Origin of the sequence: Actinocatenispora sera, from assembly GCF_018324685.1 — a bacterium.
GTDB classification, from domain to species: Bacteria; Actinomycetota; Actinomycetes; order Mycobacteriales; family Micromonosporaceae; genus Actinocatenispora; species Actinocatenispora sera.
Genome location: NZ_AP023354.1, coordinates 4,114,340 through 4,140,465 on the forward strand (window position 1 = coordinate 4,114,340; position 26,126 = coordinate 4,140,465).

Annotated in this window: 29 protein-coding genes; 18 read left to right on the forward strand and 11 right to left on the reverse strand. The window is 73.6% G+C overall.

The annotated features are described in order from the left end of the window. Positions 1-594 precede the first annotated feature (594 nt). Positions 595-825, forward strand: coding sequence for a GntR family transcriptional regulator (locus Asera_RS19625; protein ID WP_030444772.1), 231 nt, complete (start codon positions 595-597; stop codon positions 823-825). A gap of 152 nt (positions 826-977) precedes the next feature. On the opposite strand, the gene Asera_RS19630 is transcribed toward Asera_RS19625, so the two are convergent. Further along, positions 978-1,223, reverse strand: a complete 246-nt coding sequence (locus Asera_RS19630) for a hypothetical protein (RefSeq protein ID WP_157034637.1) — start codon at positions 1,221-1,223, stop codon at positions 978-980. Beyond that, positions 1,220-1,486, reverse strand: a complete 267-nt coding sequence (locus Asera_RS19635) for a hypothetical protein (protein ID WP_157034636.1) — start codon at positions 1,484-1,486, stop codon at positions 1,220-1,222. Before Asera_RS19635 ends, Asera_RS19630 begins: the two co-directional genes overlap by 4 nt. 117 nt (positions 1,487-1,603) lie before the next feature. Here Asera_RS19635 and Asera_RS19640 point away from each other — a divergent pair, with 117 nt between their 5' ends. The 4 genes from Asera_RS19640 (at position 1,604) to Asera_RS19655 (ending at position 4,263) form a co-directional block, all read left to right on the forward strand. Continuing rightward, complete coding sequence (locus Asera_RS19640) at positions 1,604-2,476, forward strand: helix-turn-helix domain-containing protein (protein ID WP_030444769.1); 873 nt, start codon at positions 1,604-1,606, stop codon at positions 2,474-2,476. Continuing rightward, positions 2,469-2,654 carry a DUF397 domain-containing protein gene (locus Asera_RS19645; protein WP_030444768.1) on the forward strand — a complete coding sequence of 62 codons (186 nt, stop codon included), beginning with the start codon at positions 2,469-2,471 and terminating at the stop codon, positions 2,652-2,654. The genes Asera_RS19640 and Asera_RS19645 overlap by 8 nt, the downstream gene beginning before the upstream one ends. 42 nt (positions 2,655-2,696) lie before the next feature. Next, the gene (nucS, locus tag Asera_RS19650) at positions 2,697-3,356 is read left to right on the forward strand and encodes an endonuclease NucS (RefSeq protein WP_030444767.1); all 660 of its coding nucleotides are present in this window, start codon (positions 2,697-2,699) and stop codon (positions 3,354-3,356) included. A 328-nt stretch (positions 3,357-3,684) separates the two neighbouring features. Further along, entirely contained in the window at positions 3,685-4,263 is a 579-nt protein-coding gene (locus Asera_RS19655) for an RDD family protein (protein ID WP_051801751.1), read from the forward strand. A 39-nt stretch (positions 4,264-4,302) separates the two neighbouring features. On the opposite strand, the gene Asera_RS19660 is transcribed toward Asera_RS19655, so the two are convergent. Next, complete coding sequence (locus Asera_RS19660) at positions 4,303-4,995, reverse strand: TetR/AcrR family transcriptional regulator (protein ID WP_030444765.1); 693 nt, start codon at positions 4,993-4,995, stop codon at positions 4,303-4,305. Positions 4,996-5,104: 109 nt separating this feature from the next. On the opposite strand from Asera_RS19660, the gene Asera_RS19665 reads away from it, so the two are divergent. Next, positions 5,105-6,052 carry a daunorubicin resistance protein DrrA family ABC transporter ATP-binding protein gene (locus Asera_RS19665; RefSeq protein ID WP_030444764.1) on the forward strand — a complete coding sequence of 316 codons (948 nt, stop codon included), beginning with the start codon at positions 5,105-5,107 and terminating at the stop codon, positions 6,050-6,052. A gap of 127 nt (positions 6,053-6,179) precedes the next feature. Beyond that, a complete protein-coding gene (locus Asera_RS19670; protein WP_030444763.1) occupies positions 6,180-7,001 on the forward strand; it encodes an ABC transporter permease in 822 nt (273 codons plus the stop codon). Between the two features lie 150 nt (positions 7,002-7,151). Here the strand turns inward: Asera_RS19670 and Asera_RS19675 are convergent, their stop codons facing one another. The 5 genes from Asera_RS19675 to Asera_RS19695 form a co-directional block, all read right to left on the reverse strand. Next, the gene (locus tag Asera_RS19675) at positions 7,152-8,675 is read right to left on the reverse strand and encodes an aldehyde dehydrogenase family protein (RefSeq protein ID WP_030444762.1); all 1,524 of its coding nucleotides are present in this window, start codon (positions 8,673-8,675) and stop codon (positions 7,152-7,154) included. A 323-nt stretch (positions 8,676-8,998) separates the two neighbouring features. Beyond that, positions 8,999-9,511 carry a hypothetical protein gene (locus Asera_RS19680; protein ID WP_030444761.1) on the reverse strand — a complete coding sequence of 171 codons (513 nt, stop codon included), beginning with the start codon at positions 9,509-9,511 and terminating at the stop codon, positions 8,999-9,001. 47 nt (positions 9,512-9,558) lie between these two features. Then, positions 9,559-9,789, reverse strand: a complete 231-nt coding sequence (locus Asera_RS19685) for a hypothetical protein (RefSeq protein WP_030444760.1) — start codon at positions 9,787-9,789, stop codon at positions 9,559-9,561. Further along, positions 9,786-10,496 (reverse strand): sulfotransferase-like domain-containing protein, encoded by a 711-nt coding sequence (locus tag Asera_RS19690; protein WP_030444759.1) that lies wholly within the window; start codon positions 10,494-10,496, stop codon positions 9,786-9,788. The genes Asera_RS19685 and Asera_RS19690 overlap by 4 nt, the downstream gene beginning before the upstream one ends. Positions 10,497-10,547: 51 nt before the next feature. Further along, positions 10,548-11,234 (reverse strand): SDR family NAD(P)-dependent oxidoreductase, encoded by a 687-nt coding sequence (locus Asera_RS19695; RefSeq protein WP_030444758.1) that lies wholly within the window; start codon positions 11,232-11,234, stop codon positions 10,548-10,550. Positions 11,235-11,330: 96 nt separating this feature from the next. On the opposite strand from Asera_RS19695, the gene Asera_RS19700 reads away from it, so the two are divergent. From Asera_RS19700 to Asera_RS19735, 8 genes are all read left to right on the forward strand, one after another. After that, the gene (locus Asera_RS19700; RefSeq protein ID WP_030444757.1) at positions 11,331-12,914 is read left to right on the forward strand and encodes a 3-hydroxyacyl-CoA dehydrogenase family protein; all 1,584 of its coding nucleotides are present in this window, start codon (positions 11,331-11,333) and stop codon (positions 12,912-12,914) included. Positions 12,915-13,114: 200 nt separating this feature from the next. Continuing rightward, positions 13,115-13,474: a hypothetical protein gene (locus tag Asera_RS19705; RefSeq protein ID WP_157034635.1), complete on the forward strand. Its 360-nt coding sequence runs from the start codon at positions 13,115-13,117 to the stop codon at positions 13,472-13,474. 77 nt (positions 13,475-13,551) lie between these two features. Then, positions 13,552-13,863: a hypothetical protein gene (locus Asera_RS19710; RefSeq protein WP_051801749.1), complete on the forward strand. Its 312-nt coding sequence runs from the start codon at positions 13,552-13,554 to the stop codon at positions 13,861-13,863. A 73-nt stretch (positions 13,864-13,936) separates the two neighbouring features. Beyond that, positions 13,937-14,464 (forward strand): SigE family RNA polymerase sigma factor, encoded by a 528-nt coding sequence (locus Asera_RS19715; protein WP_030444754.1) that lies wholly within the window; start codon positions 13,937-13,939, stop codon positions 14,462-14,464. Beyond that, complete coding sequence (locus tag Asera_RS19720; protein WP_030444753.1) at positions 14,461-15,561, forward strand: hypothetical protein; 1,101 nt, start codon at positions 14,461-14,463, stop codon at positions 15,559-15,561. Before Asera_RS19715 ends, Asera_RS19720 begins: the two co-directional genes overlap by 4 nt. 77 nt (positions 15,562-15,638) lie before the next feature. Next, complete coding sequence (locus Asera_RS19725; protein WP_030444752.1) at positions 15,639-16,454, forward strand: alpha/beta hydrolase; 816 nt, start codon at positions 15,639-15,641, stop codon at positions 16,452-16,454. 117 nt (positions 16,455-16,571) lie between these two features. Next, positions 16,572-17,348, forward strand: coding sequence for an alpha/beta fold hydrolase (locus Asera_RS19730; RefSeq protein WP_030444751.1), 777 nt, complete (start codon positions 16,572-16,574; stop codon positions 17,346-17,348). 104 nt (positions 17,349-17,452) lie between these two features. Further along, positions 17,453-18,151, forward strand: coding sequence for an SDR family NAD(P)-dependent oxidoreductase (locus Asera_RS19735; protein ID WP_051801747.1), 699 nt, complete (start codon positions 17,453-17,455; stop codon positions 18,149-18,151). Between the two features lie 24 nt (positions 18,152-18,175). Here Asera_RS19735 and Asera_RS19740 read toward each other — a convergent pair whose 3' ends face one another. After that, positions 18,176-19,576 (reverse strand): GH1 family beta-glucosidase, encoded by a 1,401-nt coding sequence (locus Asera_RS19740; RefSeq protein WP_030444749.1) that lies wholly within the window; start codon positions 19,574-19,576, stop codon positions 18,176-18,178. A 202-nt stretch (positions 19,577-19,778) separates the two neighbouring features. Here Asera_RS19740 and Asera_RS19745 point away from each other — a divergent pair, with 202 nt between their 5' ends. Beyond that, positions 19,779-21,005 (forward strand): acetoin utilization protein AcuC, encoded by a 1,227-nt coding sequence (locus tag Asera_RS19745; RefSeq protein WP_051801746.1) that lies wholly within the window; start codon positions 19,779-19,781, stop codon positions 21,003-21,005. Between the two features lie 6 nt (positions 21,006-21,011). Continuing rightward, a complete protein-coding gene (locus Asera_RS19750) occupies positions 21,012-23,783 on the forward strand; it encodes a bifunctional acetate--CoA ligase family protein/GNAT family N-acetyltransferase (RefSeq protein WP_084130949.1) in 2,772 nt (923 codons plus the stop codon). Positions 23,784-24,014: 231 nt separating this feature from the next. On the opposite strand, the gene Asera_RS19755 is transcribed toward Asera_RS19750, so the two are convergent. Both Asera_RS19755 and sigB read right to left on the reverse strand, forming a co-directional pair. Further along, positions 24,015-24,431, reverse strand: coding sequence for a VOC family protein (locus Asera_RS19755; protein WP_030444746.1), 417 nt, complete (start codon positions 24,429-24,431; stop codon positions 24,015-24,017). A 78-nt stretch (positions 24,432-24,509) separates the two neighbouring features. Beyond that, positions 24,510-25,481 (reverse strand): RNA polymerase sigma factor SigB, encoded by a 972-nt coding sequence (sigB, locus tag Asera_RS19760; RefSeq protein ID WP_051801783.1) that lies wholly within the window; start codon positions 25,479-25,481, stop codon positions 24,510-24,512. Between the two features lie 266 nt (positions 25,482-25,747). Here sigB and Asera_RS19765 point away from each other — a divergent pair, with 266 nt between their 5' ends. After that, the gene (locus Asera_RS19765) at positions 25,748-26,125 is read left to right on the forward strand and encodes a BlaI/MecI/CopY family transcriptional regulator (RefSeq protein WP_030444744.1); all 378 of its coding nucleotides are present in this window, start codon (positions 25,748-25,750) and stop codon (positions 26,123-26,125) included. Position 26,126: the final 1 nt, after the last annotated feature.

Here is a 26,126-nt window from a genome sequence, read left to right on the forward strand (position 1 = left end):
GAAGCCCTTGCTGACGACAGCAGATCTTGGTCGATCGCCGTCATAGCAAGGGCTTCGCTACATCCCCGACCGCGACACGCCCCTCTCGGTCACGAACCCGTCTCGATCCCCAGCGGCCCAACACATCCCCACCACGATGAAAAGGGCTCAGTGGAGTCGTCGAGTCTCTCGGTGCGGGTGGGTTGGAATTCGAGGACGCCGAGACGGCAGGTTCTGAATTTTGCTCAATCTCCTGGCCTGGATCCAGTGAGCCGGCAAGTATGCGTGAAGCGGTCAACTACCAGTGCCTTTCGGGACTCCGTCGGTGCTGGACATCAACAGCGCCCAGAAGGATCCGTGCCCGTGCACGCCGGCCGCGGGGGAGATGAACACTTCGGAGCCTGCTGGGGGAGTCTTGGCGGTGCGGTGGACCGTGGACCGGGTCATCGGCCGGAGCCTCCGTTTCCGGTCGGGGCACTCATTGCTGCTCGCCAGCGACGGGGGCCTGCTCTGTGTGCTACCGGCTACCGTACGCGCCCTATACCTACCTGTCCATGGTGCCCTACACCTGTCTCAGCGATGATGCAGGTCAGCACGCCTGTCTAGCGTTGGATCATGACCCTGGATCCCGACATCAGTACGCCGCTCTGGCGGCAGTTAGTCGATGTGCTGGTTGCTCGGATCGAGGATGGGACGTACCGCAAGGGCGGCCGGCTTCCGTCCGAAGTCAGTCTGCAGCAGGAGTTCGGGGTTGCCCGCGGCACGGTACGGCACGCCTTGCAGCATCTCGTCGCCGAAGGCATCGCCGAGACGACCAATGGCAAGGGAACCTACGTCAGGCCGTAGACACCTGCTCGGCCGTGTGATGCTCCCGAGGGCCGAAGGCGATTGGCCTTCCGCGCAACGCCGTACGACGGATCAGTGGCGGTGCGAGTATGCGGCGCCGAGCACGAACGCCAGTACCAGGGTGAACAGCCAGCCGAGCGCGATCGAGACGGTCACGGCTGCCGCCGGATGAGCAGGGTGGCGGTGCGCGCGAAGAAGACCCGTACCGGCGCCTGGTCGTCGTCGGCGGGGACGACTCGCAGGTAGACGGCGCCCTCGACGAGCGCCGGAAGTACCGACACGACCCTCGCCCACCAGCAGCCGTGGCCGTGGATGCCCGCGGTCGGGCAGATGAACACGTGATCGCCGGGTTGCGGTTGGTCCGCGCCGCGGCCCGTTTCGCGCGCATTCGTGGTCACGGCCGGCACCGCCGCTCCACCCGTACGCCGCCGTCGATGACGTACTCGCGGCGGATCTCGCGCGGCGACTCCGGATAGAAGCCGACCAGGTACGAGTGACCCGGCAGCCAGGCGTCGTCCACCCGGATCACCTGGTACCAGCGCGATCGGTAGGTGAACTGGTCGCCCGCCCGGTTGGTCAACCACACCCGCTCGCCCGGCGTCGGCGTCGCCCCCAACACCAGCTCGTACCCGGGACGTACCGGATCCACCCCACTCGACATGACTGCCTCCCGTGATTCTTGCCTGACGCTCCGTGCCGGGTGATATGAGTGAGAAGCTATCATGCTATTCGTTATGTATGGCAAGAGCGATATCGCAAACACCAGGGGTCGCTAAGGATGGCAACGCAGGCGTGGAACGATGAGGACGTGGCAGATCGGTTCAGCCCGACCGTGCGCAAGCGCGTACTGGGGCTCCAGCTCGCGCGACTGCGTCGTGCTGCCGGGCTGACCAGCGAGAAGGCTGCCGACGAGCTGGGTGTGGGCCAGGGCCATCTGTCGCAGATGGAGCACGCGCATCGGAGCGTGAACAAGGCTCAGCTGCTTGCGCTGCTCTCCATCTACAAGGTCGATGAGAGCAAGCGCGCCGAGCTGATGCTGTTGCACCAGACGCTCAAGCAGCCAGCCTGGTGGCAGGGCATGGGTGTACCGGCCGGCTCATACGTCGACCTTGAGGCGGCTGCAGCGCGCATCCGTAGCTTCGATCATGGCGTCATCTCCGGTCTGTTGCAGACGCCGGAGTACTCCGCGGAAATCATTCGCCGGACCGATCCAGACGCGGATGAAGCCGTTGTGTCGCAGCGTGTTTCAGTTCGGTCTCAGCGCTCTGAGCTGCTGGCTGACGGGCTGAAATTGTGGACCGTCGTTGACGAAGGGGCGCTCCGTCGCATCGTTGCTGACCGTGGCGTGATGGCCGCTCAGGTCGAGCACCTGGCGGATCGCGCCGAGCAACTGCCCGAGGTACAGGTGCAGGTCCTCACGTTCGATGCTGGTGCCCACGTCAGCATGGAGGGTGGCTTCGCCGTACTGGAGTACGAGGACCATCCGACTCTGGCCTACACGGAGAAGTGGGGGCAGGGTAATTGGCTTGAGCGGGGCAGCGAGGTCGATCAAGCATCACTTCGCTGGGACCGGCTGTCGGCAGAAGCGCTGAAGCCGGCCGACAGCATCAAGCTCCTCAGAAAGCTAGCGAAGGAACTGCGCGATGGGTGAGATCAGCTGGCGGAAGTCGACGCGGTCCGGTGGCGGGGCCGGGAACAACTGCGTCGAGGTGGGTACCGGCGCCGGGCCGGTGTTGGTGCGGGACACGAAAGATCGTGACGGCGGGACGTTGAGCGTGTCGCCGCGGGCGTTCCGGGCGTTCGTCGCCGCGGTGAAGACGCGGTACTGACGCCCCGAAGTCCGGCCGCACCCGGCTGGGTAGGGTGGTGCGGTGCGTCTGCTCATTGCGGTTTGTCAGGTCGACTACATCGGGCGGCTGACCGCCCACCTGCCGATGGCGCCGCGGCTGATCCTCGTGAAGGCGGACGGTTCGGTGTCGGTGCACGCCGACGACCGGGCGTACAAGCCGCTCAACTGGATGAGCCCGCCGTGCCGGCTGACCGAGGAGCCCGGCCTGTGGCGCGTCATCAACAAGGCCGGTGAGGAGCTGCGCATCACCATCGACGAGGTGCTGCACGACTCCGAGCACACCCTCGGCAAGGATCCCGGGCTGCAGAAGGACGGCGTCGAGGCGCACCTGCAGGAGCTGCTGGCCGAGCACCCGGACACCTTCGGCGCCGGCTTCACCCTGGTACGCCGGGAGTACCCGACGGCGATCGGCCCGGTCGACCTGATGTGCCGGGACGCGTCCGGTGCGTCGGTGGCGGTGGAGATCAAGCGGCGCGGCGAGATCGACGGCGTCGAGCAGCTGACCCGCTACCTGGAACTGCTCAACCGCGACCCGCTGCTCGCCCCGGTCGCCGGCATCTTCGCCGCGCAGGAGATCAAGCCGCAGGCCAAGGTGCTCGCCACCGACCGCGGCATCCGCTGCGTCACCGTCGACTACCACAAGCTGCGCGGCATCGGCTCCGACGAACTCACCCTCTTCTGACGGCTCGATCGTCGCGAGCCATTCCGGCGCCCCCTCCGGCGTGTTGATCAAGGGATCGCGATCTTGATCAAGGGATCGTGCCACCGCGACCTGGGACGACGTGTCCCGATCCCTTGATCAACCCTCGGATCCCTTGATCAACTCTCCCCTCCCTTGATCAACGGGGGTGGCGCGGCAAGGGGCTGGCGGGACGGACCGGGGCCGGCGGGTGGTTGCCGGGGTGGCTCATGATCTGACGGTGGTGACGACATCGAAGGGGCCGCGATCAGACCGGCGTACTGCCGATCTAGCGGTCGTGCGGCGTTGTGACCTGCCGCGATTGTGGGACATGCCGGGGTTGGTGTCCGGCGGGGCCGCGGCCGGCCGGCGGCTGACCGGTACGGCGGAAGGCGACGCGTGGCGGTTGGTGCGCCGCGCGGCCGGCACCCTCGGCGTCGGCCTGCACGGCGCGGCCGGCGGCGCGGCCGGCGGTGCGGCCGGCGGTGCGGCGCACGGCACGGCGGGCGGTGCGGCGCACGGTGCGGCACACCGTGCGGGCGGCGCCGGTCGTACGGTGCACGGTGCGGCCGGGGACCCGCGGTACCCGTCGCCGCGGGAGCTGCGCAAGGTGCTGTCGTTCGTGCTGGATCTGGTGCTGCACCTCGCGATCGGGGTGGGCGTCGCGGCGGCGTTGCTCCAGCTCGGGCAGCCGGCCGTGGTCTGCGCGGTCGCCGGACTGGTCGGGTTCGTGGTCGCGTCGGCGGTGCACCGGATCGCGGTGCAACGGCTGACCTCGGCGACGCTGGGCAAGGCGATCACCGGGCTGCGGATCATCCGGGACGACACCGGCGGGCCGGCGACGACCGGGCTGCTGGTCATGCAGTGGCTGTTCGGCGTGATCCTGATCGTGGCCGGCCTGTCCAGCTGACGCCGAGCCGAGTCGACGGCTGACCCTCCGACGTGGCGATCAGGGGTGGACGAGGCCGTCGATGAGGCGGTCCAGGTTGCGGTCGAAGACCTCGTCGGCGTCGGTCGGCTGGGCCGGGGTCGACATCGCCCGGGCCAGGTGCGGGTAGTCGCCGCTGGCGAGCACGCCGGCGAGGTAGCTGGCCTGGTCGGCGCGCCAGCGTTCGATGAAGTCGCCGCCGTCGGTGCCGGCGCCGGCCGTCTCGGCGTAGGTGTACGCGAAGCCGTTGAGCAGCGGCACGATCTCCATCCCGGCCGCCGGCGTCACCCCGGCACGCTCCAGTATGGACAGTGCGAAGTCCAGGTACCGCAAGCCGTTCGGGCCCAGCGACGGCAGTCGGCGCAGCGCCGCGGACAGCCACGGGTGCCGCTTCGCGGTCTGGTACTGGCTGCGCACGGTGGCGCGCAGGTCGGCCCGCCAGTCGTCGGTCGGTTCGGGCAGCGCCAGCTCGCCGGCCACCTCGTCGATCATCAGGTCGTACAGCTGGTGCTTGCCCGGCACGTAGTTGTACAGCGACATCGTGCCGGCGCCGATCCGGCCGGCGATGCGGCGCATCGACACCGCGTCCAGCCCGTCCGCGTCGGCGATGGCGACGGCGGCGCGGGCGATGTCGCCGCGGGTGTGGGTCGGCCGCGGGCCGCGCGCGCCCCGCTCGGGCCGCAGCCAGATCACCGCCGGATGTTCGGACGACACCGCCCACCACCTCCTCGGCGACAGCCTAGGAGACCCGCCATAGCAACGTACAGAGTACGTAGTATTCTGGGGGCAGAAACAACGTACGACGTACCTAGTGGAGGGCGGCATGAACGACGACGCCACCGTCGTGGCCCGCGGGCTGCGCAAGCGCTACGGCGACACCGAGGCGCTGCGCGGGCTCGACCTGCGCGTACCGGCGGGGACAGTGACCGGCCTGCTCGGCGTCAACGGCGCCGGCAAGACCACCGCGGTCAAGATCCTCACCACCCTGACCAGGCCGGACGCCGGCGAGGCGACGATCGCCGGGTACGACGTGGTGCGCGCGCCCGAGCAGGTGCGCCGGCGGATCGGGCTCACCGGCCAGCACGCCGCGGTCGATGACAAACTGACCGGCCGGGAGAACCTCGCGATCTTCGGCCGGCTGTACCGGCTCAGCGGCCGCGCCGCGCGCACCCGCGCCGACGAGCTGCTCGCCGAACTCGACCTCGCCGACGCGGCCGACCGGGTCGTCTCCGGCTGGTCCGGCGGCATGCGGCGGCGCCTGGACCTCGCCGCCAGCCTGATCGTGCGGCCACCCGTACTGTTCCTCGACGAGCCGACCACCGGGCTGGATCCGCGCAGCCGCAACGCGATCTGGGAGCGCGTCGCCGACCTCGTCGCCGCCGGCACCACCGTGCTGCTGACCACGCAGTACCTGGAGGAGGCGGACCGGCTCGCCGACCGGGTGGTGGTGCTCGCCGCCGGGCGCGCCCTGGCCGAGGACAGCCCGGAGGCGCTCAAGCACGGGCTCGGCAGCACCGTCGAGGTCGTCGTCGCCGCCCCGTCCGCGCTCCCCGCGGCGACCCGGGTGCTGGCCGGGCTCACCGGCGCCGAACCCGACGTCGAGCCGGACACGCTGCGGCTCACCGCGCGCGCCGGTACGCCGCTCGGGCTGCCCGCCGTCGTGCGCGAGCTCGACGCCGCCGGCGTGCCGGTGGTGGACGCGAGCGTGCACAAGCCGACCCTCGACGACGTCTTCCTGCACCTCACCGCGCCGGAAGCGAGCCTCGCATGACCGCCGACCCGCCCTCGCACGGGCAACAGACGCACCCGTCGGCCCGGTCGACGGGCACCGTCGAAGGGAGCCGCGCGAGCGCGCCGCGGTTCCTCCCGCATGCGCCTGTCCTCGAAGGGAGTCCGACATGAGCCAGCTCAGCGGTACCGACAGCGGCCCCGCCCGGTTGAGCTGGGCGGTGCGCGACGGGATGACCATCGTCCGGCGCAACGTGCTCTACCTGCGGCACGCGCCCGGCCTGGTGATCCTGATGGTCGCCGCGCCGATCGTGCTCACCCTGCTGTTCGGGTACGTGTTCGGCAGCGCCATCCAGCTGCCCGGCGGCGGCGACTACCGGGAGTTCCTGGTGCCCGGGCTGTTCGCGATGGTCGCCGCGAACGGGGTCATCGGCGCCGCGTCCGTGGTCGCCACCGACGCCGGACGCGGCGTGATGGACCGGTTCCGGTCGTTGCCCGCCTCCCGCCTCGCCGTACCGTTCGGGCACGCCGGCGCCGACTCCATCGGCGGCGCGATCGGGTTCGCCGGCATGGCACTCTGCGGCCTCGCCGTCGGCTGGCGGATCCGCGGCGGGGTGCTCGATGCGGTCACCGGCTTTGCCCTGCTGCTGCTCTTCCGGTACGCGGTGAGCTGGGTCGGCGTGTTCCTCGGCCTGTCGGTACGCAACGAGGCGGCCGCCGGGCAGCTGTCCATGCTGGTGATGCCGATCGGCATGCTCGCCAACACGTTCGTGCCCACCGACGGGATGCCGGCCTGGCTGCGCACCGTGGCCGACTGGAACCCGGTCAGCGCCGTCGCCGCCGCCAGCCGGGATCTGTTCGGCAACCCGACCGTGGCCGCACACGGCGCCTGGCCGATGGAGCACCCGGTCCTCGCCACGCTGGGCTGGTCCGCCCTGCTGCTCGCGGTCTTCGTCCCGCTCTCGGTCCGCCGCTACCGCACCGCCCGCTGACCCCAGCGGGCCGACCGCGAGGCCCGGGACCACCCCGCGGCGGATGCCCGCGGTCGGAGGTCAGCCGCGACCGGTGCCCGCGGCCCGGGTCCGGCCGCGCCGACGTGTCCGCGCTCGGGGCCGGCCGCGGCGGAGGCCTGCGATCGGGGGTCAGCCGCGGCCGTGCAGGAGGCGGACGAGCTTGGGGATCAGGGCGTCGGTGCGCGGGCCGCGACGGAACGACATGATCGGCATCGGGGTGCGGAACCGGCGGCGCGCGATCGCCTTCGGCCGGGCGAACTCGCGCAGCCCGTCGGCGCCGTGGATGCGGCCGAAACCGGAGTCGCCGACGCCGCCGAACGGCAGCGCCGGCAGCCCGACGAAGCTCATCCCGCCGTTGATCGAGGTCATCCCGGACCGCAGCCGGGTCGCCACGTCCATCCCGGAACGGCGGGAGAACACCGCCGAACCCAGCCCGTACGGGGTGGCGTTGGCGCGGCGGACCGCCTCGTCCAGGTCCGGTACCCGGGTGACCGTCAGGGTCGGCCCGAACGTCTCCTCGCGCACCGCGGCCGAGTCCTCCGGCACGTCGAGCAGGATCGTGGGATGCACGTACGGCGGGTCGACGGCGTCGTTGCCGCCGAGCACCGCGGTGCCGCCCCGTTCGAGCGCGTCGGCGATGTGCCGGCGGATCACGCCGAGCTGGCCGGGCATGGTGATCGGGCCGATGTCCGCCCCGTCGTCCGAACCGACCCGCAGTGCCTTCGCCTTGGCCACCAGCTTGTCGACGAACGCGTCCGCGACCGCCTCGTGCACGTACACCCGCTCGATGCCGATGCAGGTCTGGCCGGCGTTGCTCATCCCGGCCCAGCAGGCGGCGTCGGCCGCGTCGTCGAGGTCGGCGTCGGCGGCGACGATCATCGCGTCCTTGCCGCCGCACTCCACCAGTACCGGGGTCAGCGTCTCGCTGCAGGCCGCCATGACCTTCTTGCCGGTACCGGTGGAGCCGGTGAACGCGAGCTTGTCGACACCGGCCGCGCACAGCGCCGCCCCGGTGTCGCCGAGCCCGTGCACCACCTGGAACACCGGCTCGTCGCCGACCACCTCGGCGAACGAGTCGACCAGCCACTGCCCGACCGCCGGGGTGTACTCGCTGGGTTTGAACACGACCGCGTTGCCGGCGGCGAGTGCGTAGGCGATGGAGCCCATCGGGGTGAAGACCGGGTAGTTCCACGGGCCGATCACGCCGACCACGCCGAACGGCTGGTAGGTCACCAGGGCGCCCTGGTCGGGCAGCAGGATGTTGCCGCCGACCCGGCGCGGGCCGAGCACCCGGCGGGCGTGCCGGGCCGCCCACGCGACGTGGTCGATCGCCGCGGTGATCTCGATGACCGCGTCGGCGACCGGCTTGCCGCCCTCGTCGTGCACCACCCGGGCCAGCTCCGGCATCCGGCGGGCCAGAGCGGCGCGCCACCGGCCGAGTCGCTCGGCCCGGCCGCCGAAGCCCAGCCCGGCCCACCAGCGGGCCGCCTCGCCGGCCCGCCGCACCGCGGCCCGGACGTCGGCGTCGTCGGCCACCGGGAACTCGCCCACAACCGCACCGGTCGCCGGGTGGGTGGACCGTAGCCGCCCGCCCACCACCACCGGCAGCCCCGGCGTCTCGGTATCCGCTGACTTGTGCACCTCGGCGGTCATGCGGCGAGTGTAGGCCGAAACCGTACCGGGCGGTAACCGTCCCGCGGCCCGCCCGCCCGCCGTCGATCGGGCCCCGCCGCGCCGGCGGACGATGGCCGGCCCGTCGTGGCCCGGCGCCCAGCGCAGAGGCGACGCCGATCGGCCCGCCCGGGCGTCGGGCAGCCAGCCGGGCGCCGTGGCACGGCGGCGGTTCAGGCGCCGAGTGCGGGCGGGAAGACGGCCAGGACGTCGCGGCCCGGCGCCGGGGGAGAGTGCCGGTTCAGGCGCCGAGGACGCCGATGGCCGGTGTGTCGTGGCAGGGCGCCGGCGCAGCGGTGCCGGGTTCAGGCGCCCAGTGCGAGCTGGAAGACGGCCAGGACGTCGTGGCGCAGCGCCGGCGGCGCGGCGGCGCAGATGCGCCGGGTGTCGGCGTGCGCGCTGCGGATCGACCCGCCGCGCCGGACCAGCCGCAGGTAACCCGCCGGGCTGCGGACCACCGCGTCGCCGCACCCGGCCGGTACGGCGGCGTCGGTCGCGGGGCTGCCCACGGTTCCGGCGGCGAGCCGGACGAGGCCCCGCACGTACCGGGAGTCGTGCAGGGCCCCGCGGTAGGCGACCAGCAGCGCGGTGTCGAAGTACTCCGGGCCGAACCTGTCCCGCCAGTCGGGGTCGAGCTCGACGTCGACCACCCGGTCGTCGGCCCCGAGCGTGACCCGGATCGTGCCGGACGGGTCGGCGCAGCGAAAGTACGACGGCGGCCGCTCGCCGAACGCGCGCACCTCGGAGATCGCCCACGCGCGCAGGTCGCGCCGGGCACCGTCGCGCCGTGGACGCGCCCGGACGTTGTTCACGGCCATGCTTCTGGTCCTCCTGCTGCGCTCGGCGCCGGTCCGCTGAACGGTACTCAGCGTCGGCAACCGGACGCACGGGACGAGCAGGCCGTGTCCGGTCGATCATGTGGTATCGCGACAGCCCGCTCGGCGGTGGCGAGCCGGGCCGCCAGCGGCAGCACCGCGCGCCCGAGCGGATCGGCGAGTGCTGCCGCCAGCGGCAGCACCGCGAGCCCGAGCGGGTCGGCGAGCGCCGCCGCCAGCGTCCTGCCGGCCCGGGGTCGGTCGGCGAGGCCGACGATCATGCCGGGACGAGCCGGTGCGCGCGCAGGCGGTCGTAGTAGGGGCGGTGGTGCGCGGCGAACTCGGCGAGCTGCGGCGTGTCGTGCACCGTGTGCGGGTACCGGGTGGCGGTCGCCGACAGACCGGTGGAGGCGGCCACGTCCGCGTGCCACTGCGCGGTGCGCCGCCATTCGCTGCGCTCGCCGGCGGGCCAGCGCAGCGCCTCGGGCCGGAAACTCAGCCCGACCGCGGCACAGTACGCGGCCATCGTCGCGTCCGGGTGCGCGGCGAGATCGGCCGCGTCGACCACCACCGGCGCGCTGTCGGCGTGCGCGGCGGCCGCGTCGTACAGCTCGGCCAGGTGCTCCAGCCCGATGTCGGCGCGGCACATGCCCGGGTCGATCGCGTAGAACGACGCGGCGATCTCGGCCGGGTCGCGGATCAGGAACGTGTGCCGCACCTGCGCGAGGAAGCGGTCGTCGGCGAGCACGGCCGGGTACCGGTTGTCGGTGGTGTCCTTGAAGAACACCCGGTCGGTGGCCGACGCCGTCCGCAGCGCCGCGATCAGCTCGGCGTGGCTGCGTACCGGTCCGGCCGGCCCGTCGGTCTCGCCGTGGTCGGCGACGTTGCAGAACGGTTCGTGCAGCGCGAGCAGGTCGCCGCGCTCGACCATGGCCCGGAAGAACGCGGTGGACCTGGACCGCGGCGCGCTCCACAACGCGATGATCATCGTGCCTGTCTACCGAACCCCGGCCCGAGCCGCAACGCGGCACCGGCCGGGTCAGCTCAGCTGGTCGGCGACGATGCGGCGGGCGACGGACTCGGGGGAGGGGAGCTCGCCGCGCTCGGCCAGGCCGCGGTAGCGGGCCCGGTCGGGGAACCAGGCGTCGTCGCTGGCCCGGATCAGCGCCTGCATCTCGGTGTCCATCACGCCCGGGTTGACGCTCGCCACCCGCACCCGGTCGTCGTCGGCGTACTGCTGGGCGAGTGCGGCGAAGTACATCTCGCCGCCGGCCTTGGTGGCGCAGTAGGTGGCCCAGCCGTCGATCACCCGGTGCGCCGCGCCGGACGAGACGAACAGCACCGTGGTCGGCCGGTTGCCGGCGGCGGCCAGTACCGCGCCCGTCAGCAGCATCGGGGCGAGCAGGTTGACGTGCACGCTCGCCGCGGTACGGGCCGTGTCCAGGGTGCCGATCGCGCCGATCGGCTCCACCGACCCGGCGTTGTGGATCAGGACGACCGGCTCGTCGGCGGGCCCGGCGGACAGGAAGCCGGGCAGGTCCGGCAGGTCCAGGTCGGGCCCGGACAGGTCGGCCGGGCAGAGCCGGACCCGCGCCGGGTCCGCGGCCTGCTGCTCGGCGGTGAAGCGCCGGCCGATCGCGAACAGCCGGTCACCCCGCCCGTACAGTTCGTCGAACAGTGCCCGGCCCAGCCCGCGAGACACCCCGGTCAGTACGGTGGCGGTCATGGTCGGTGCCTTCCTTCGGGGCCGGTACGACCAGCCGATGCTACGAAACGGCGGCCGGCAGCGTGGCCGGGACGCCGCGAACACAGGAGGTCATGGGTGGCTGACGAGATCGGTACCGTCGGGGTGGTCGGGCTGGGCACGATGGGTGCCGGCATCGTCGAGGTGTTCGCCCGCAGCGGGCTGCCGGTGACCGCGCTGGAGATCGACGACGCGGCGCTGGCCCGCGGCCGCGACACCCTGCGCGCCTCCACCGACCGGGCGGTACGCAAGGGCAAGCTCACCGCCGAGCAGGCGGCGGGAATCCTGGACCGGATCACGTTCACCACCGACTACGCCGCGCTGTCCGGTGCCGACCTGGTCGTCGAGGCCGCGCCGGAGCGGATGGCGATCAAGCGCGCGGTGTTCACCGAGCTGGACCGCATCTGCCCGCCGCACGCCATCCTCGCCACCAACACCAGCTCGCTGTCGGTCACCGAGATCGCCCACCACACCACCCGCCCGCACCGCGTCGTCGGGATGCACTTCTTCAACCCGGCGCCGGTGATGAAGCTGGTCGAGGTGATCTCCACGGTCGTCGCCGACCAGGACGCGGTGGACACCGTGGTGGCGCTGTGTCAGCGGCTGCGCAAGACCCCGGTCGCGGTCGGCGACCGGCCCGGCTTCGTCGCCAACTACCTGCTGCTCGGCTACCTCAACCAGGCGGCCTGGATGGTCTCCGACGGCTACGTCTCGGCCGCCGACCTGGACACCGCGATGCACGACGGCGCCGGCCTGCCGATGGGCCCGCTGACCCTGATGGACCTGATCGGCCTCGACACCATCGTGGAGATCCTCGACGTGATCCACGCGTACGGCGGGGCCAGCCGCCGGCACGCCTGCGCCCCGCTGCTGCGCCAGCTCGTCTCCGCCGGCCGGTACGGGCGCAAGTCCGGGCACGGCTTCTACCCGTACGCCAAGGCCGGTTCGGGGGCAGTGGCGGCAACCGCGGCGGCCGGGACGCGTACCGACGCGCCGCCGGTCACCGTGCCGGCGACCGTTGCGGTACTGGCCGATCCGGCCGCCGCCGCGGCGCTGGCCGGCGCCGGCGTCACGGTCCGCGAACTGTCCGATGTGGACAAGACCGCGCTGGCCGGGGTCGAGGTGGTCGTGGTCGGCGCCGGTGCCGACGCCGCGACCTACGCGGCGCTCGGGGCGGCGACCGACGCGGTGCTCGCGGTCGACTCGGCCACCGAGGCGCTCGCCGCCGCCGGCGCGGCGAGCGGCCGGCCCGGCTCGGTCGTCGGCCTGCACCTGGTCGGCGAGCTCGTCGAGATCGCCCGTACCGTCGGCACCGACGACGCCGCGGTCTCGGCGGCGCGCGGGCTGGCCGAGGCGCTCGGGCGGCGCGCGATCGTGGTCGACGAGCGGGCCGGGTTGGTCGTCGAGGCGCTGCTGGTGCCCTACCTCAACGACGCGATCGGCATGCTCGCCAGCGGGTACGCCGACGCCGACGGCATCGACCACGCCATGACGCTGGGCTGCGGGTACCCGGAGGGGCCGATCGCCGCGATCGACCGGCTCGGCCCGGCCGCGGTGCTCGCCGCCGCGCGGGCACTGTACGCGGAGTCCGGTGAGCCGAGTCGCGCGCCGTCCCCACTGCTCGCCCAGCTGGTCGCCGCCGGCCGCGGCGCCCGCGGCTGACCGCCGACCGGCCGGAGCGCCCGCGGTTGACCGCCGGCCGGCCGGGGCGCCCGCGGTTGACCGCCGGCCGGGCGGGAACGCTGCACCGGCCGGCGGGTGGACCGACCGGTGCGCGGGCCGTGGCGCGGGTGCCCGCGCCGGGACGGTGCCGTCCTATGCTGGTGGGCATGCCGGAGGGTGCCGAGGCCGAGGGGCCTTCGATGGATGACGTGGCGGGCTCGATCGCAGCCCGCAGGGCGCTGGGACCGGACGCCGAGGAGGCGGTCATCCGGGCGTTCCTGGAGCGCACCGGGCAGGAGATCGACCGCCGGGTGGACGAGCGGCTGGCCCGCACCCAGCCCGTGCCGCCGCCGATGCCAGCACCAGCGCCGCCCCCGCCGCAGCGCCAGCCCAGCGGCGTCGACCACACCCCGTTCGTCCTGGCGATCGTCTCGATCGGCGCGGGCATCCCGCTGACCGGCATCGCCACCCAGCTGCAAGGCTCGACCCTGATCGGCATCGTGATCATCTGGGCCGGCCTGGTCCTGATCAACGTCGTGTACGGCATGCGCCGCCACTAGACCTCGGGGCCCCGTGGTGCCACCCGCCGACCGGCCGTCGGGTGGCCCGGGCGGTGGGCTCAAATACGCTTGACGGCGTGAGTCCGCGACGCAACCGACGCCATCCGGCGGTGACGCCGGTCGATATCGACCGGTCCCGGCACGGAGTCGACACCCTGGAGAACTGGCCGGACGGGCAGTGGCGGGTGCGCGCGGTCAGCGGCAGCAGCGGCAAGACGTACCGCTGTCCCGGCTGCGACCAGGAGATCCGTGCCGGGGCCGGCCACCTGGTCTGCTGGCCCGAGGGGCGGATCGACGACCGGAGGCACTGGCACACCGCCTGCTGGCGGGCCCGGCTGCGGCGCGGCCCGGTGATCCAGCGCTCCCGCAACGCCCCGCGGTACGGCTGACCGGCGGATCGCGCCACCAGGTCAACAGAACACGGCCGGCACCGCGTCAACCATCCGACGGCAGGACCGGTGGATGGAGGTCGCGGTGGAGTTCGAGGAGTACGTGCGGGCCCGTGGTGCGGCGCTGGTTCGATTCGCGCACCTGCTGACCGGGGACCGGCGGCTCGCCGAGGATCTCACCCAGGAGGCGCTGGCCCGGGCGTACGTCCGGTGGCGACACATCGTGCGCAACGACGCACCGGACGAGTACGTTCGGCGGTGCGTGATCAACGCGCGGGCGTCCTGGTGGCGACGGCGGTCGAACCGGGAGAGACCGGCGGAGGTCGAGACCGGCGGCGGCGGGTACGAGTCGGTCGCCGGGCCGGAAGCCCGGGCCGCGGAGCGGGACGCGCTGTGGCGCGAGATCATCCGGCTGCCCCGGCAGCAGCGCGCCGTGGTGGTGCTGCGCTACTACGAGGACCTCGACGACGCGCGCATCGCGAAGATCCTCAACTGTTCGGCCGTCACCGTACGCACCCATGCCATGCGGGCGCTGGCTGCCCTGCGTTCCGCGGTCGCGGAGCCGGACCGTGCGCTCGCCCGAGACAGGAGGGCGTCGTGACCGACGACCTGGAAGACCGGATCACCCGCACACTCACCGAGGCCGCCGAGACCGGGCCGGGCCTGGACCTGCTGCCCACCGTCACCGACCGGGGTCGGCGCCTGCGCCGGCGGCGTCGCGTGGCGTTCGGCGCCACGACCGCGGCGGTCGTGGCGGTCGTGGCGGTGGCCGGCGCGCCGACCGTCCTCGACCGGCCGAGCGACCACCGGGCGATGCCCGGTGGCGCACCGTCGGCCACGGCCTCGGTCGGGGCGTCGCCGAGCGAGGCACCGAGCGGCCGGATCCTCGCCCCGCCGGCGGCGACCGGGCAGAAGACCGTCCAGGCCGATCCGTCCGTACTGGCCAGCGATCCGATGCTGATCCACCTGGGCCTGACCTGGACCCCGCCCGCGACCCATTCGATGACCTGGCAGAGCGATCGCATCAACACCGGCGTGGAGACCGTCCGGGTGGACGCGGGCGGGCTGCAGCTCGCGGTGACCGCGGCACACAGCCGGAAAGCCGTCGGCAACCTGCGGGCCGCGGACCGGTCCGGCACGACCACGATCGGCGGCCACCAGGCGACGCTGTACCGCGAGCCCGGCCAGTGGTCGGTGGTGTGGCAGCCGCGGCCCGGCGTGTGGATCGACGCCACCGGCCGCAGCCGGGCGGAAGCCGTCCGGATCGCCGCCGGGGTGCGGCTCGACGCGGTGTACCAGTGCTCGTTGCCGGCCCGGTTGGGCAGTGCCCCGGCCGGCGCCGCGCTGCGCAGCTGCGAGATCGGCGTCGACTGGTACGACGGTGCGCCGCACTACGCCGCGAAGCTGTACGTGCATGCCGCGGAGCGGACCATCGACGTCTCGTTCTCCGACATGCACTCGCAGATGCCCGCCGACGAGGCCGACGGCACCTGCACGATCCAGGGCCGGTCGGGCATCGTGCTGCGCCGCAACGGCTTCACCACGATGCGGGTCACCGGGCTGCACGGTTTCAACACCGTCGAGGTCGGGGGCAACGCCCCCGACGGCCCGCTGCTCGCAGTGGCGAACGGCCTGCACGTCACCGGCGTACCGGACCGGCCGGAGACGTGGTCGACCAGGCCCTTCACCGGCGGCTGACCGGTCGGTACGACCTGCGCCACCGTCGCCCGGCGCAGCAGCCGGCCGGGCGACGGCGCGTGACAGACTGGGGGATCGTGAGTGCTGTGATCCGGGCCAATTCGATCCTGCCGGCCACCCGGACCGACATCGAGCTGACCACCGCCGACGGCGTGACGCTGGTCGGCGAGCTCGCCACCCCGGTCGACCGGCCGCCGGTGGCGACGCTGATCTGCCTGCATCCGCTGCCCACCCACGGCGGCATGATGGACTCCCACCTGTACCGCAAGGCGGCTTGGCGGCTGCCCGCGCTGGCCGGCGTCGCGGTGCTGCGGTTCAACACCCGGGGCACCAGCAGCCTGCGCGGCACCTCCGGCGGCAGCTTCGACAACGGAGTGGCGGAGCGGTACGACGTGGCCGCCGCGATCGAGTACGCGGAGTTTCACGATCTGCCGGAACTGTGGCTGGTGGGCTGGTCGTTCGGCACCGATCTGGCCCTGATGTACGGATGTGACCCGGCCGTGCGCGGGCTGATCCTGCTGTCCCCGCCGCTGCGGTACGCGAAGCCCGAGCACCTGGCCGCCTGGGCGGCGTCCGGCCGGCCGGTGACCGCGCTGGTGCCGGAGTTCGACGACTACCTGCGGCCGGCCGAGGCCAGGCGGCGGTTCGCCGCGATCCCGCAGGCCGAGGTGGTCGGCGTGCCCGGCGGCAAGCACCTGTGGGTGGGTCACTCGGAGCTGATCCTGGACGAGATCGTGCGCCGGGTCGCGCCCGAGTCCGCGCCGCTGCCCCGCTCCTTCGACGGCCCGATGGAGTTCGGCGACGCCTCCGCGTACGCGAACCGCACCGTCGCCGCGTTCGCCGGCAAGCCGCTGCCCGACCCGACCCCGGGCGACGCCGCGCCCGGCGAGTGACCCCGCCGGTGAGGCGGCACCGGCCGGCCGCCGCCGAGGCCGGCCCGCCGGAACCGGTGGACCGGCCACCCGGCCCCTGCGCTGCACGAAGCGGACCGGTACCGGCAGGATAGGACGATGCGGATCGGACATACCGAGGCCGGCCACGGCGTACCGCTCGTCCTGCTGCACGCGTTTCCCCTGAACGCGGCGATGTGGGCGGCGCAACGCGACGGGCTGGCCGCCCACGCCCGAGTCATCACCCCCGACCAGCGCGGCTTCGGCGACAGCACCGAGCTGGGCCGGGCCGACCCGGACCTGGACGTGGTGGTCGACGATCTTCGCGAGCTGCTCGATGCGCTGTCCCTGGAGACCGTGGTGCTCGGCGGCATCTCGATGGGCGGCTACGTGGCGCTGGCGTTCCTGCGCCGGTACCCGGAGCGGCTGGCCGGCCTGCTGCTTGCCGACACCAAGGCGACCGCGGACACCGACGAGGCGGCGGCGAACCGGCGGCGCATCGCCGATGCGGTCGAACGGGCCGGCTCCAGCGAGCCGCTACGCCGCGAGGTGGTGCCGAACCTGATCGGCGGGACCACCCGCTGGCAGCGCCCCGACGTGTACGAGCGGGTCGCCGCCACCGCGGTCGCGGCGCCACCGGCGGCGGTGGCGTGGGCCGAGCGCGCGATGGCGGTACGCCGCGACGCCACCGACCTGCTCGCCGGCGTCACGGTGCCGACGCTGGTGGTGGTCGGGGAGGACGACGCGCTGGCCGGACCGGCCGAGGCAGCCCGGATGGCCGACGCGATCCCGGGCGCCCGGCTGCGCCGGATTCCCGGCGCCGGCCACCTCACCCCGGTCGAGGCGCCGGAACGCTTCAACACCGGCGTCCGCGCCCTCCTCGCCCGCATCGGCTGACCAGCCGGCCGCGTTGCCGGGACGCCGTGCGGACCCGGGCCACCATTCGGGTGCCCTCCGCCGCCCTGCCGTGTTCTGTCAGGGCACCGGGGTAGCACTGGGGTATGGACATCGCGGACAGCACGACCCTGGTCACCGGGGCTGCCGTAGGAACCGGCCGGGCCATCGCACTCGCCCTGGCCCGGCGGGGCGCCACCGTGGTCGCCGCCGACATCGACGACCCGGGCGGTCGCGAGACCCAGCGACTCGGTGGCAGCGCGGTGCGTTACGTCCACCTCGACGTCGCGGACGGCGACGGGCTCGGCAAGCTGGTCGGAGACGTCGCCCCGACGATCCTGGTCAACAACGCGGGTGGCGGCGCGCGGGCACCGTGGCGTTACCCCGATGCCGCCTCGGAGCTGTGGGAGCTGACCCTGACGGTCAACCTGGTGGCCGCCATGCGCGCCACCCAGGCGGCGTTGCCCGGCATGCGTGCCGCCGGCGCCGGTGCGGTGGTGAACCTCGCCTCGTCGGCGGCGTGGGGGCCGGACGCGCACCGCTGGCCGGAGTACGCCGTGGCCAAGGCGGGGCTGCTGCGCTTCACGACCGCGATGCGTGACTTCGATCCGCGGGTGCGGATCAACTGCCTCGCCCCGGACTGGATCGCCACCGAGCGGTTGACGGCGGCCGAACTCGCCACCGAGCCGCCGCCGATACCGCTGGCGCGGATCACCGAACAGGTCGAGCGGCTCGTCGTGGATGACACGCTGTCCGGGCGGGTGGTCGTGCTCGACCGCGGTCGAGCACCGGTACTGCTCGCCTGAGGCCGCCCGGCGGTGCTGATATGTCTACTGTGGACGGTCGGTGGCGATCAGGTCGCGGTACCAGTGGTACGAGGACTTCGGGGTGCGGCGCTGAGTCGGATAGTCGACGTGCACCAGGCCGAACCGCTGCCCGTAACCGGCGGCCCACTCGAAGTTGTCCAGCAGCGACCAGACGAAGTAGCCGCGGACGTCGACCCCGGCGTCGCGGGCCGCGGCGAGCGCGGCCACGTGGCCGGTCAGGTACTCGACCCGCTCTGGGTCGGCCACCGTGCCGTCGGCGGCCGGCTCGTCCGGGTAGCTCGCGCCGTTCTCGGTCACGTACAGCGGGGGCAGCCGGGTGCCGTACCGCTCCGTCAGCCCGGTGAGCAGGTCGGTCAGGCCGGGCGGTACCGACGGCCAGCCGAACCCGGTGCGCGGCACGGAGTCGTCGAACGGGGCGAACCCGAACGGCAGCGGCGGTAGCGAGTCGGTCAACTCCGGCGGAAGCTCCGCGGCCAGCGCGTCCGGCGCGCAGATCCGGGTCGGCTGGTAGTAGTTGACGCCGTAGAAGTCCAGCGGAGCGGCGATCGTGGCGAGCGCCGCGGTGTCGGCGGCCAGCTCGTCCAGCGACGCGAAGCCGGCCGGCGCGCTCGGGTAGCGGCCGAGCAGCACCGGGTCGGCGAACAGCCGGTTGTGCAGCACGTCGTACGCGTCGGCCGCGGCGCGATCGGCGGGCCCCGGCTCGGCGCCCGGCGTCGCCCCGGCCGGTACCACCGGGGTGTGGTTGTTCGCGATGCCGATCCGGCCGGCCACGCCCGCGGCGCGCAGCGCGGCGACCGCCAGACCGTGCCCGTACAGCTGGTGGTGGGCGGTGGGCAGCGCGTCGAGCAGCAGCTGCCGGCCCGGCGCGTGCACGCCGACCCCGTAGCCGAGCATGGTCATCATCGCCGGTTCGTTCAGCGTCACCCAGTACGCCACCCGGTCGCCGAGCCGGTCCGCGACCAGCGCGGCGTAGTCGGCGAACCGGCGCGCGGTGTCGCGCGTGGTCCAGCCGCCGGCGTCCTCGACCGGCTGCGGCGTGTCCCAGTGGTACAGGGTGAGCATCGGGGCGATGTCGTGCGCGCGCAGCTCGTCCACAAGCCGGTCGTAGAAGTCCAGGCCGGCGGCGTTGACCGGGCCGCTGCCGGTTGGCTGCACCCGCGGCCACGCGACCGAGAACCGGTAGGCGCCGACGCCGAGGTCGGCCATCAGCGCCACGTCGTCGCGGTACCGGTGGTAGTGGTCGCAGGCGGTCTCCCCGGTCTCGCCGTTGGCGATCCGGTTCGGCTCGGCGCAGAAGGTGTCCCAGATCGACCGGCCGCGGCCGTCGGCGTCCACCGCGCCCTCGATCTGGTAGGCGGACGTGGACACGCCCCAGACGAAGTCGGTCGGAAACTGCCCTGCCATGACATCCTCCCTCGGCCCGCCGATGTGAGAATTCCTCACACTCTAGCGCCGGGCGCCCGGCCCGCGCCGTACCCGACGCAGGCACCCGGTCCCTTCGGATGCCCGCCGCGCCGCCCGGCATGCCTCGACGGCGCGGACCATCGGGCCCGGCGGCCCGATCGCATGACACGATGAGGAGGTCGGTGAGGCGAGGGATGTGGCAATGCGGGACAACGCGGACACGGCCGGCGCGGCGCCGCCGCAGACCACCGTGATGTGGGCACCGGAGCTGCTGCGCTACGACTTCGGCGACCACCCGCTGAACCCGGTCCGGGTCGAGCTGACCATGGCACTGGCGCGCGAGCTCGGCGTGCTGGACCGCCCCGGTGTCCGGCTGCTCGCGCCGACCCCCGCCGACGACGCCACGCTGCGGCTGGTGCACACCGACGACTACCTCGCCGCGGTACGGGCGGCGTCCGTCGACCCGGCCGTCACCGGGCACGGCCTCAACACCGCCGACGATCCGGTGTTCCCCCAGATGCACGAGGCGAGCGCGCTGATCGTGGGCGCCAGCGTGGCCGCCGCGCAGGCGGTCTGGTCCGGCCCCACCCGGCGCGCGGTCAACATCGCCGGCGGGCTGCACCACGCGATGCCCGACCACGCCAGCGGCTTCTGCGTCTACAACGACCCGGCGATCGCGATCCGCACCCTGCTGGACGCCGGCGCCGAGTCCATCGCGTACGTGGACGTCGACGTGCACCACGGCGACGGCGTGCAGCACGTGTTCTACGACGACCCCCGGGTACTGACGATCAGCCTGCACGAGAGCCCGTACGCGCTGTTCCCCGGCACCGGTTTCCCCACCGAGACCGGCGGGGAACGCGCCCCCGGCAGCGCGGTCAACGTCGCCCTGCCCCCCGGTACCGGCGACGGCGGCTGGCTGCGCGCCTTCCACGCCGTGGTGCCCGGCGCGGTCCGGGCGTTCAAGCCGCAGCTGCTCGTCACCCAGTGCGGCGCCGACGCGCACCGGGCCGATCCGCTGGCCGACCTGCGACTGTCGGTGGACTGCCAGCGCACCGCCTACCTGGCGCTGGAGCAGCTGGCCGAGACCGTCTGCGGCGGCCGCTGGCTCGCGTTCGGCGGAGGCGGGTACGCGCTGGTCGAGGCGGTACCGCGGGCCTGGACGCACCTGCTCGCGATCCTCACCGGCACCCCGATCGAGCCGGACACCCCGACCCCGGCGACCTGGCGCGCGCTGGCCGAGGCCCGCTGCCCGCAGGGACACCCGCCGGCCACCATGAGCGACTTCCCGGGCGCCGCGGCGGCGACCGTACCGCACCGCCCGTGGGATCCGGGGGAGCCGGCCGACGCGGTCGACCGGGCCGTGCTCGCCACCCGGCGCGCGGTGTTCCCGCTGCTCGGCCTCGACCCGTACGACCCGAGGGACTGAGCCGCGATGGTCGCCGACGACCACCCGGCCCACCGCCCGGCCGACGACCACCCGGTCGATCGCCCGGCCGACGAGACCGCCGACGGTTACCCGGCCGACCGTGCGGCCGACGTCGTGCTCGCCGACGGCGGCACCGTGCACCTGCGGCCGATCCGCCCCGAGGATGCGCCGCGCATCGTCGCGATGCACTCCCGGTTCTCCGAACGCACCCGGTACCTGCGCTACTTCTCGCCGTACCCGCGGATCCCGGAACGCGACCTGCGCCGGTTCACCACCGTCGACCACCACGACCGGGAGGCGTTCGTCGCCGAGCTCGGCGGCGAGCTGATCGCGGTCGGCCGGTACGAGCGGATCGACGCCGACGAGGCCGAGGTGGCCTTCGTGGTCGAGGACGCCCACCAGGGTCGGGGACTCGGCTCGGTCCTGCTCGAGCACCTGACCGCGGCGGCCGGGCAGGAGCACATCGCACGGTTCGTCGCCGAGGTGCTCCCGGAGAACGGCACCATGCTGCGCGTCTTCTCCGACGCCGGGTACACGGTGGACCGCAGCTACGCCGACGGCGTGGTGCACCTGACGTTCGAGGTCGCGCCGACCGAACGGTCCGTCGAGGTGGCCCGCGACCGCGAGCAGCGCACCGAGGCGGCCGCGATCCGCCGGCTGCTGACCCCGCGCAGCGTCGCCGTGGTCGGCGCCTCCACCCGGCCGGGCACGATCGGGCACACGCTGCTGCGCAACCTGACCGCGGGCAGCTACACCGGCACGATCGTGCCGATCCACCCGACCGCCAAGACGGTCCGCGGGCTGCGCGCGTACCCGTCGGTGGCGGCCGCGCCGGAGCCCATCGACCTGGCGCTGGTCGCGGTACCGGCCGAGGCGGTCGGCGCGGTCGTCGCCGACTGCGCCCACGCCGGGGTGTACGCGCTGGTCATCGTCTCGGCCGGGTTCGGCGAGCAGGGCGCCGAGGGCCTCGCCCGGCAGCGCGAGGTGGTCACCGCCGCGCGCGCCAACGGGATGCGCATCGTCGGCCCCAACTGCCTCGGCATCGCCAACACCGACCCCGACCTGCGGCTCAACGCGACACTCGCGCCGGCGCTGCCGGACCGCGGCCGGGCCGGGTTCTTCTGCCAGTCCGGCGCGCTCGGGGTGGCGCTGCTGGCCGAGGCGCACCGTCGCCGGCTCGGCCTGTCGAGCTTCGTGTCCGCCGGCAACCGGGCCGACGTGTCCGGCAACGACCTGCTGCAGTACTGGCTGGACGACCCGGGCACCGACCTGGTGCTGCTGTACCTGGAGACGTTCGGCAACCCGCGCAAGTTCGCCCGGCTGGCCCGCCGGCTGGCCCGGCGCAAACCGGTGGTGGCGGTCGCCGGCCGGTCCCGGCCGCCGGCGCTGGCCGGGGTCGGCCCGGCACCGGACGAACGCTCGGTCGAGGCGCTGTTCGCCCGCTCCGGCGTGATCCGGGTCGACACCGTGCCGGAACTGTTCGACGTCGGGCTGCTGCTCGCCCACCAGCCGCTGCCCGGCGGCCGCCGGGTCGGCGTGGTCGGCAACTCCACCGCGCTGGGCGTGCTCGCGGTCGAGGCGCTCACCGCCGCCGACCTGACCGTACCGGCGGGCTATCCGGTCGACGTGGGTCCGTCCGCCACCGCGAACCAGTTCGCCACCGCGCTGCGCCGCGCCGTCGCCGACGAGACGATCGACGCGCTCGTCGCGGTGTTCGTGCCACCGCTCGCGGTGCCCTCGGCCGCCTACGCCGAGGTACTGGTCGCCGAGACCGCCGGTGGCAGCAAGCCGGTCGTCGCCACCTTCGTCGCCGGCGATGTCGCCGCCACCGCGGGCCGCGCCACCGCGGGCGAGCCGGCCCAGGCCAAGCTCGTCCGCCCCGGGCCGGACGGCGGCCCCGGCCCCGGCACCGTCCCGGCGTACGACTCGGTCGAGGAGGCGGTGCGCGCGCTGGCCCGGGTCGCCCGGTACGCGCAGTGGCGTCGCCAGCCCGCCGGTCGGGTGCCGGTGCTGCCCGATACCGACCCGGCCGCCGCCCGCCGGCTGATCGCCACCGCGCTCGCCGAGTACCCGGCCGGGGTCGCGCTTCCCGACGACGCCGCCGCACCGATCCTCGCCCGGTACGGCATCGCCGTGGAGCCCTCCATCCGCGCCACCGACGGCGCCGGCGCCATCGCCGCCGCCGACCGGCTCGGCTACCCGGTCGCGCTGAAGGTGGCGGAGGGTCCGCTGCGGCACCGGCTCGATCTCGGCGGGGTGCGGCTGGAGCTGTCCGACGCCGGCGACGTGCGCCGCGCGTACGCCGACATGGCCACCCGCTTCGGCACCGGGATCGCGGTGATGGTGCAGCGGATGCGCCCGCCGGGCGTGGCCTGCGTGGTGGATCTGGTGGAGGACCCGGCGTTCGGGCCGGTCGTCGGGTTCGGCCTGGCCGGCGTCGCCACCGACCTGTTCGGCGACCACGCCTGGCGGGCCGCGCCGCTGTCCAGCTCGGACGCCGAGGCGCTGGTACGGGCGCCGCTCGCGGCCCCGCTGCTGTTCGGCCGGCCGGTGTCCCCGGACGACCCGTTGCCCGCGCGGGGCACCGACGCCGATCTCGGCGCGCTCACCGACCTGCTGGTCCGGCTCGGCCTGCTCGCCGACGAGCAGCCCGAGGTACGCGCGGTGCAGCTCAACCCGGTGCTCGCCGGTGCCGACGGGGTGGCCACCCTGCATGCCACCGTGCACGTCGGCCCGCCCGGCTCCCGCCCCGACACCGGCCCCCGCCGGCTGCGCTGAACGCCGGTCGGTCGACCTGCGCCCGCCGGTGCTGCACTGTCCGGGACCGCCGTACCCGTCCGGAGGCGCGGACGTCTGGCCGGGGGAGCGCGCCGCGACGCCCGGCTCCAAGGAGGGCGCCGCTACGCCCGGTCGACCCAGGCCAGCGGAGCGGGCCGCTTCGCCCGTCCGGCAACAGACCAGCGGAGAGCGCCGCTACGCCCGGCCGACGCAGGCCAGCGGAACGGGCCGCTACGCCTGGCCGACGAGCAAGCAGAACGGGTGGCCGGCCGGATCGGCGAGCACGTACAGCGGTTCGTCCGGGTCGTCGCTGCGGTCGTACCGCAACGTCGCCCCGAGCGCCTCGGCCCGGCGCCGCTGCCGTTCCAGTTCCGCCACGCTGGACACCCGGAAGTCGTGGTGCAGCTGTTTCGGCACCGCGTCGGACGGCCACGTCGCCGGCGCCAGCGCGTCGACCTTGTTGATCGCCAGCACCCGGCCACCCGCGGAGTCGACCAGCACCAACCAGTCCGCGTCGTCGGCGCCGTCGGCGGGCAGCTCGTCGCCCGGTCGGTACCGCAGGCCGAGGAACCGGCGGTAGAACTCGGCGAGGCCCCGGCAGTCGGTGGTGTCGATCGCGGTGTGCATGAGGATCGGGAACGTCGACATGCCACCACGATCGCAGCCGGGGCGAGAAACGGCGATGCCCCGGGCCGGAGATGGTCCGGGGCATCGTGGTGGTGCGGGTCAGGACACGTACTCGCGGAGCAGCTCGGCGGTGCCCGGCTCGCGCAGCTTGATCAGGGTGTGCTTCTCGATCTGGCGGATCCGCTCGCGGGACAGGCCGAACTCGTGACCCACCTCGTCGAGGGTGCGCTGCCGGCCGTCGTCGAGCCCGTAGCGCAGCCGGATGACGGTGCGCTCCCGGTCGGTCAGGGCGCCGATCACCCGCTCCATCGTGTGCCGCAGCAGGCTGTAGGAGACGGTGTCGTCGTCGGTGACGTCCTCGGTGCGGCAGAGGAAGTCGCCCAGGGTGGACTCGCCGTCCTCGCCGACCGTCTGGTCCAGGCTGACCGGATCCCGGTCGTACGACGCGAGCTCCAGCACCTGGAACGGGGTGATGTCGAGCTCGGCGGCGATCTCGTCGTGACTGGGCTCGCGGCCGAGCGAGGCGGTCAGCTCGCGGCGGGCCCGGACCATCCGGTTGACCTGCTCGACCATGTGCACCGGGATGCGGATGGTGCGGGCCTGGTCGGCCATCGAGCGGGTGATCGCCTGCCGGATCCACCAGGTCGCGTAGGTGGAGAACTTGAAGCCCTTGGTGTAGTCGAACTTCTCCGCGGCCCGGATCAGCCCGAGGTTGCCCTCCTGGATCAGGTCGAGGAACGGCATGCCGCGGCCGGTGTAGCGCTTGGCGATCGAGACGACCAGCCGCAGGTTGGCCGACAGCAGCCGCTTCTTCGCGGCACGCCCCTCGTCGACGAGCGTGGCCAGGTCGGCGCGCAGGTCGGCGTCGTCGAGCGGGCCGTTGGTGAGCTTCTCTTCGGCGAACAGTCCGGCCTCGATCTGTTTGGCCAGCTCGACCTCCTCGGCTGCGGTGAGCAGCCGGGTGCGGCCGATGCCGTTCAGGTAGGCCCGGACCAGATCGCCGGTCGTGCCGCGGTCCGCCGAGCGGTCCGGTGTGCTGTTGTTCCAGATGGTCGCGGACTCCTCGGCCAGCGGAAGGGCCACCGGTTTTCGCCTCCCCGTGTCGGTGTGCCTGGTTCTGCCCTTCCAGGGTCCCGGCGGTGGCGTGAAACCACGGTGAGGCGGACGTGAGATCCGTGTGAGGTCGCGCGGATGGACTCGGCACGGCAATCGCACCATGCCCGCGCAACCCCGGTCGTGGATCTTGTACCAGGGGCAACGCGAGGCCCCGGGTTCGCCGCGATCTTTCTACGGTGCGTAGAATCGTGCTCGTACACGCCGGCGGAAAGGGGACCGGAATGGCTCGGCTCGGCGAGCTGGAGCGAGCGGTGATGGAGGTGCTCTGGTCGGCACCCGACTCGTGCACCGCCCGCGACATCGTGGCGGCGCTGCCCGACCGGGATCTCGCCGCGACCACGGTGCTCACCGTGCTGTCCCGGCTGGAGCGCAAGGACCTCGTCTCGCGGGACCGGGACGGCCGGGCCCACCGGTACCGGCCGACCGCGACCCGCGAGCAGCACGCCGCGATGCTGATGCACGAGGCGCTGGACACCGCCGAGGACCGCACCGCCGCGCTCGCCTCGTTCGCCGAGCAGGTCAGCGCCGGTGAGGCCGAACAGTTGGCGGCATCTCTGGTCGAGGCCTTGCGGCGGCGCTCCGGGGCGCGAGACGGTTGAG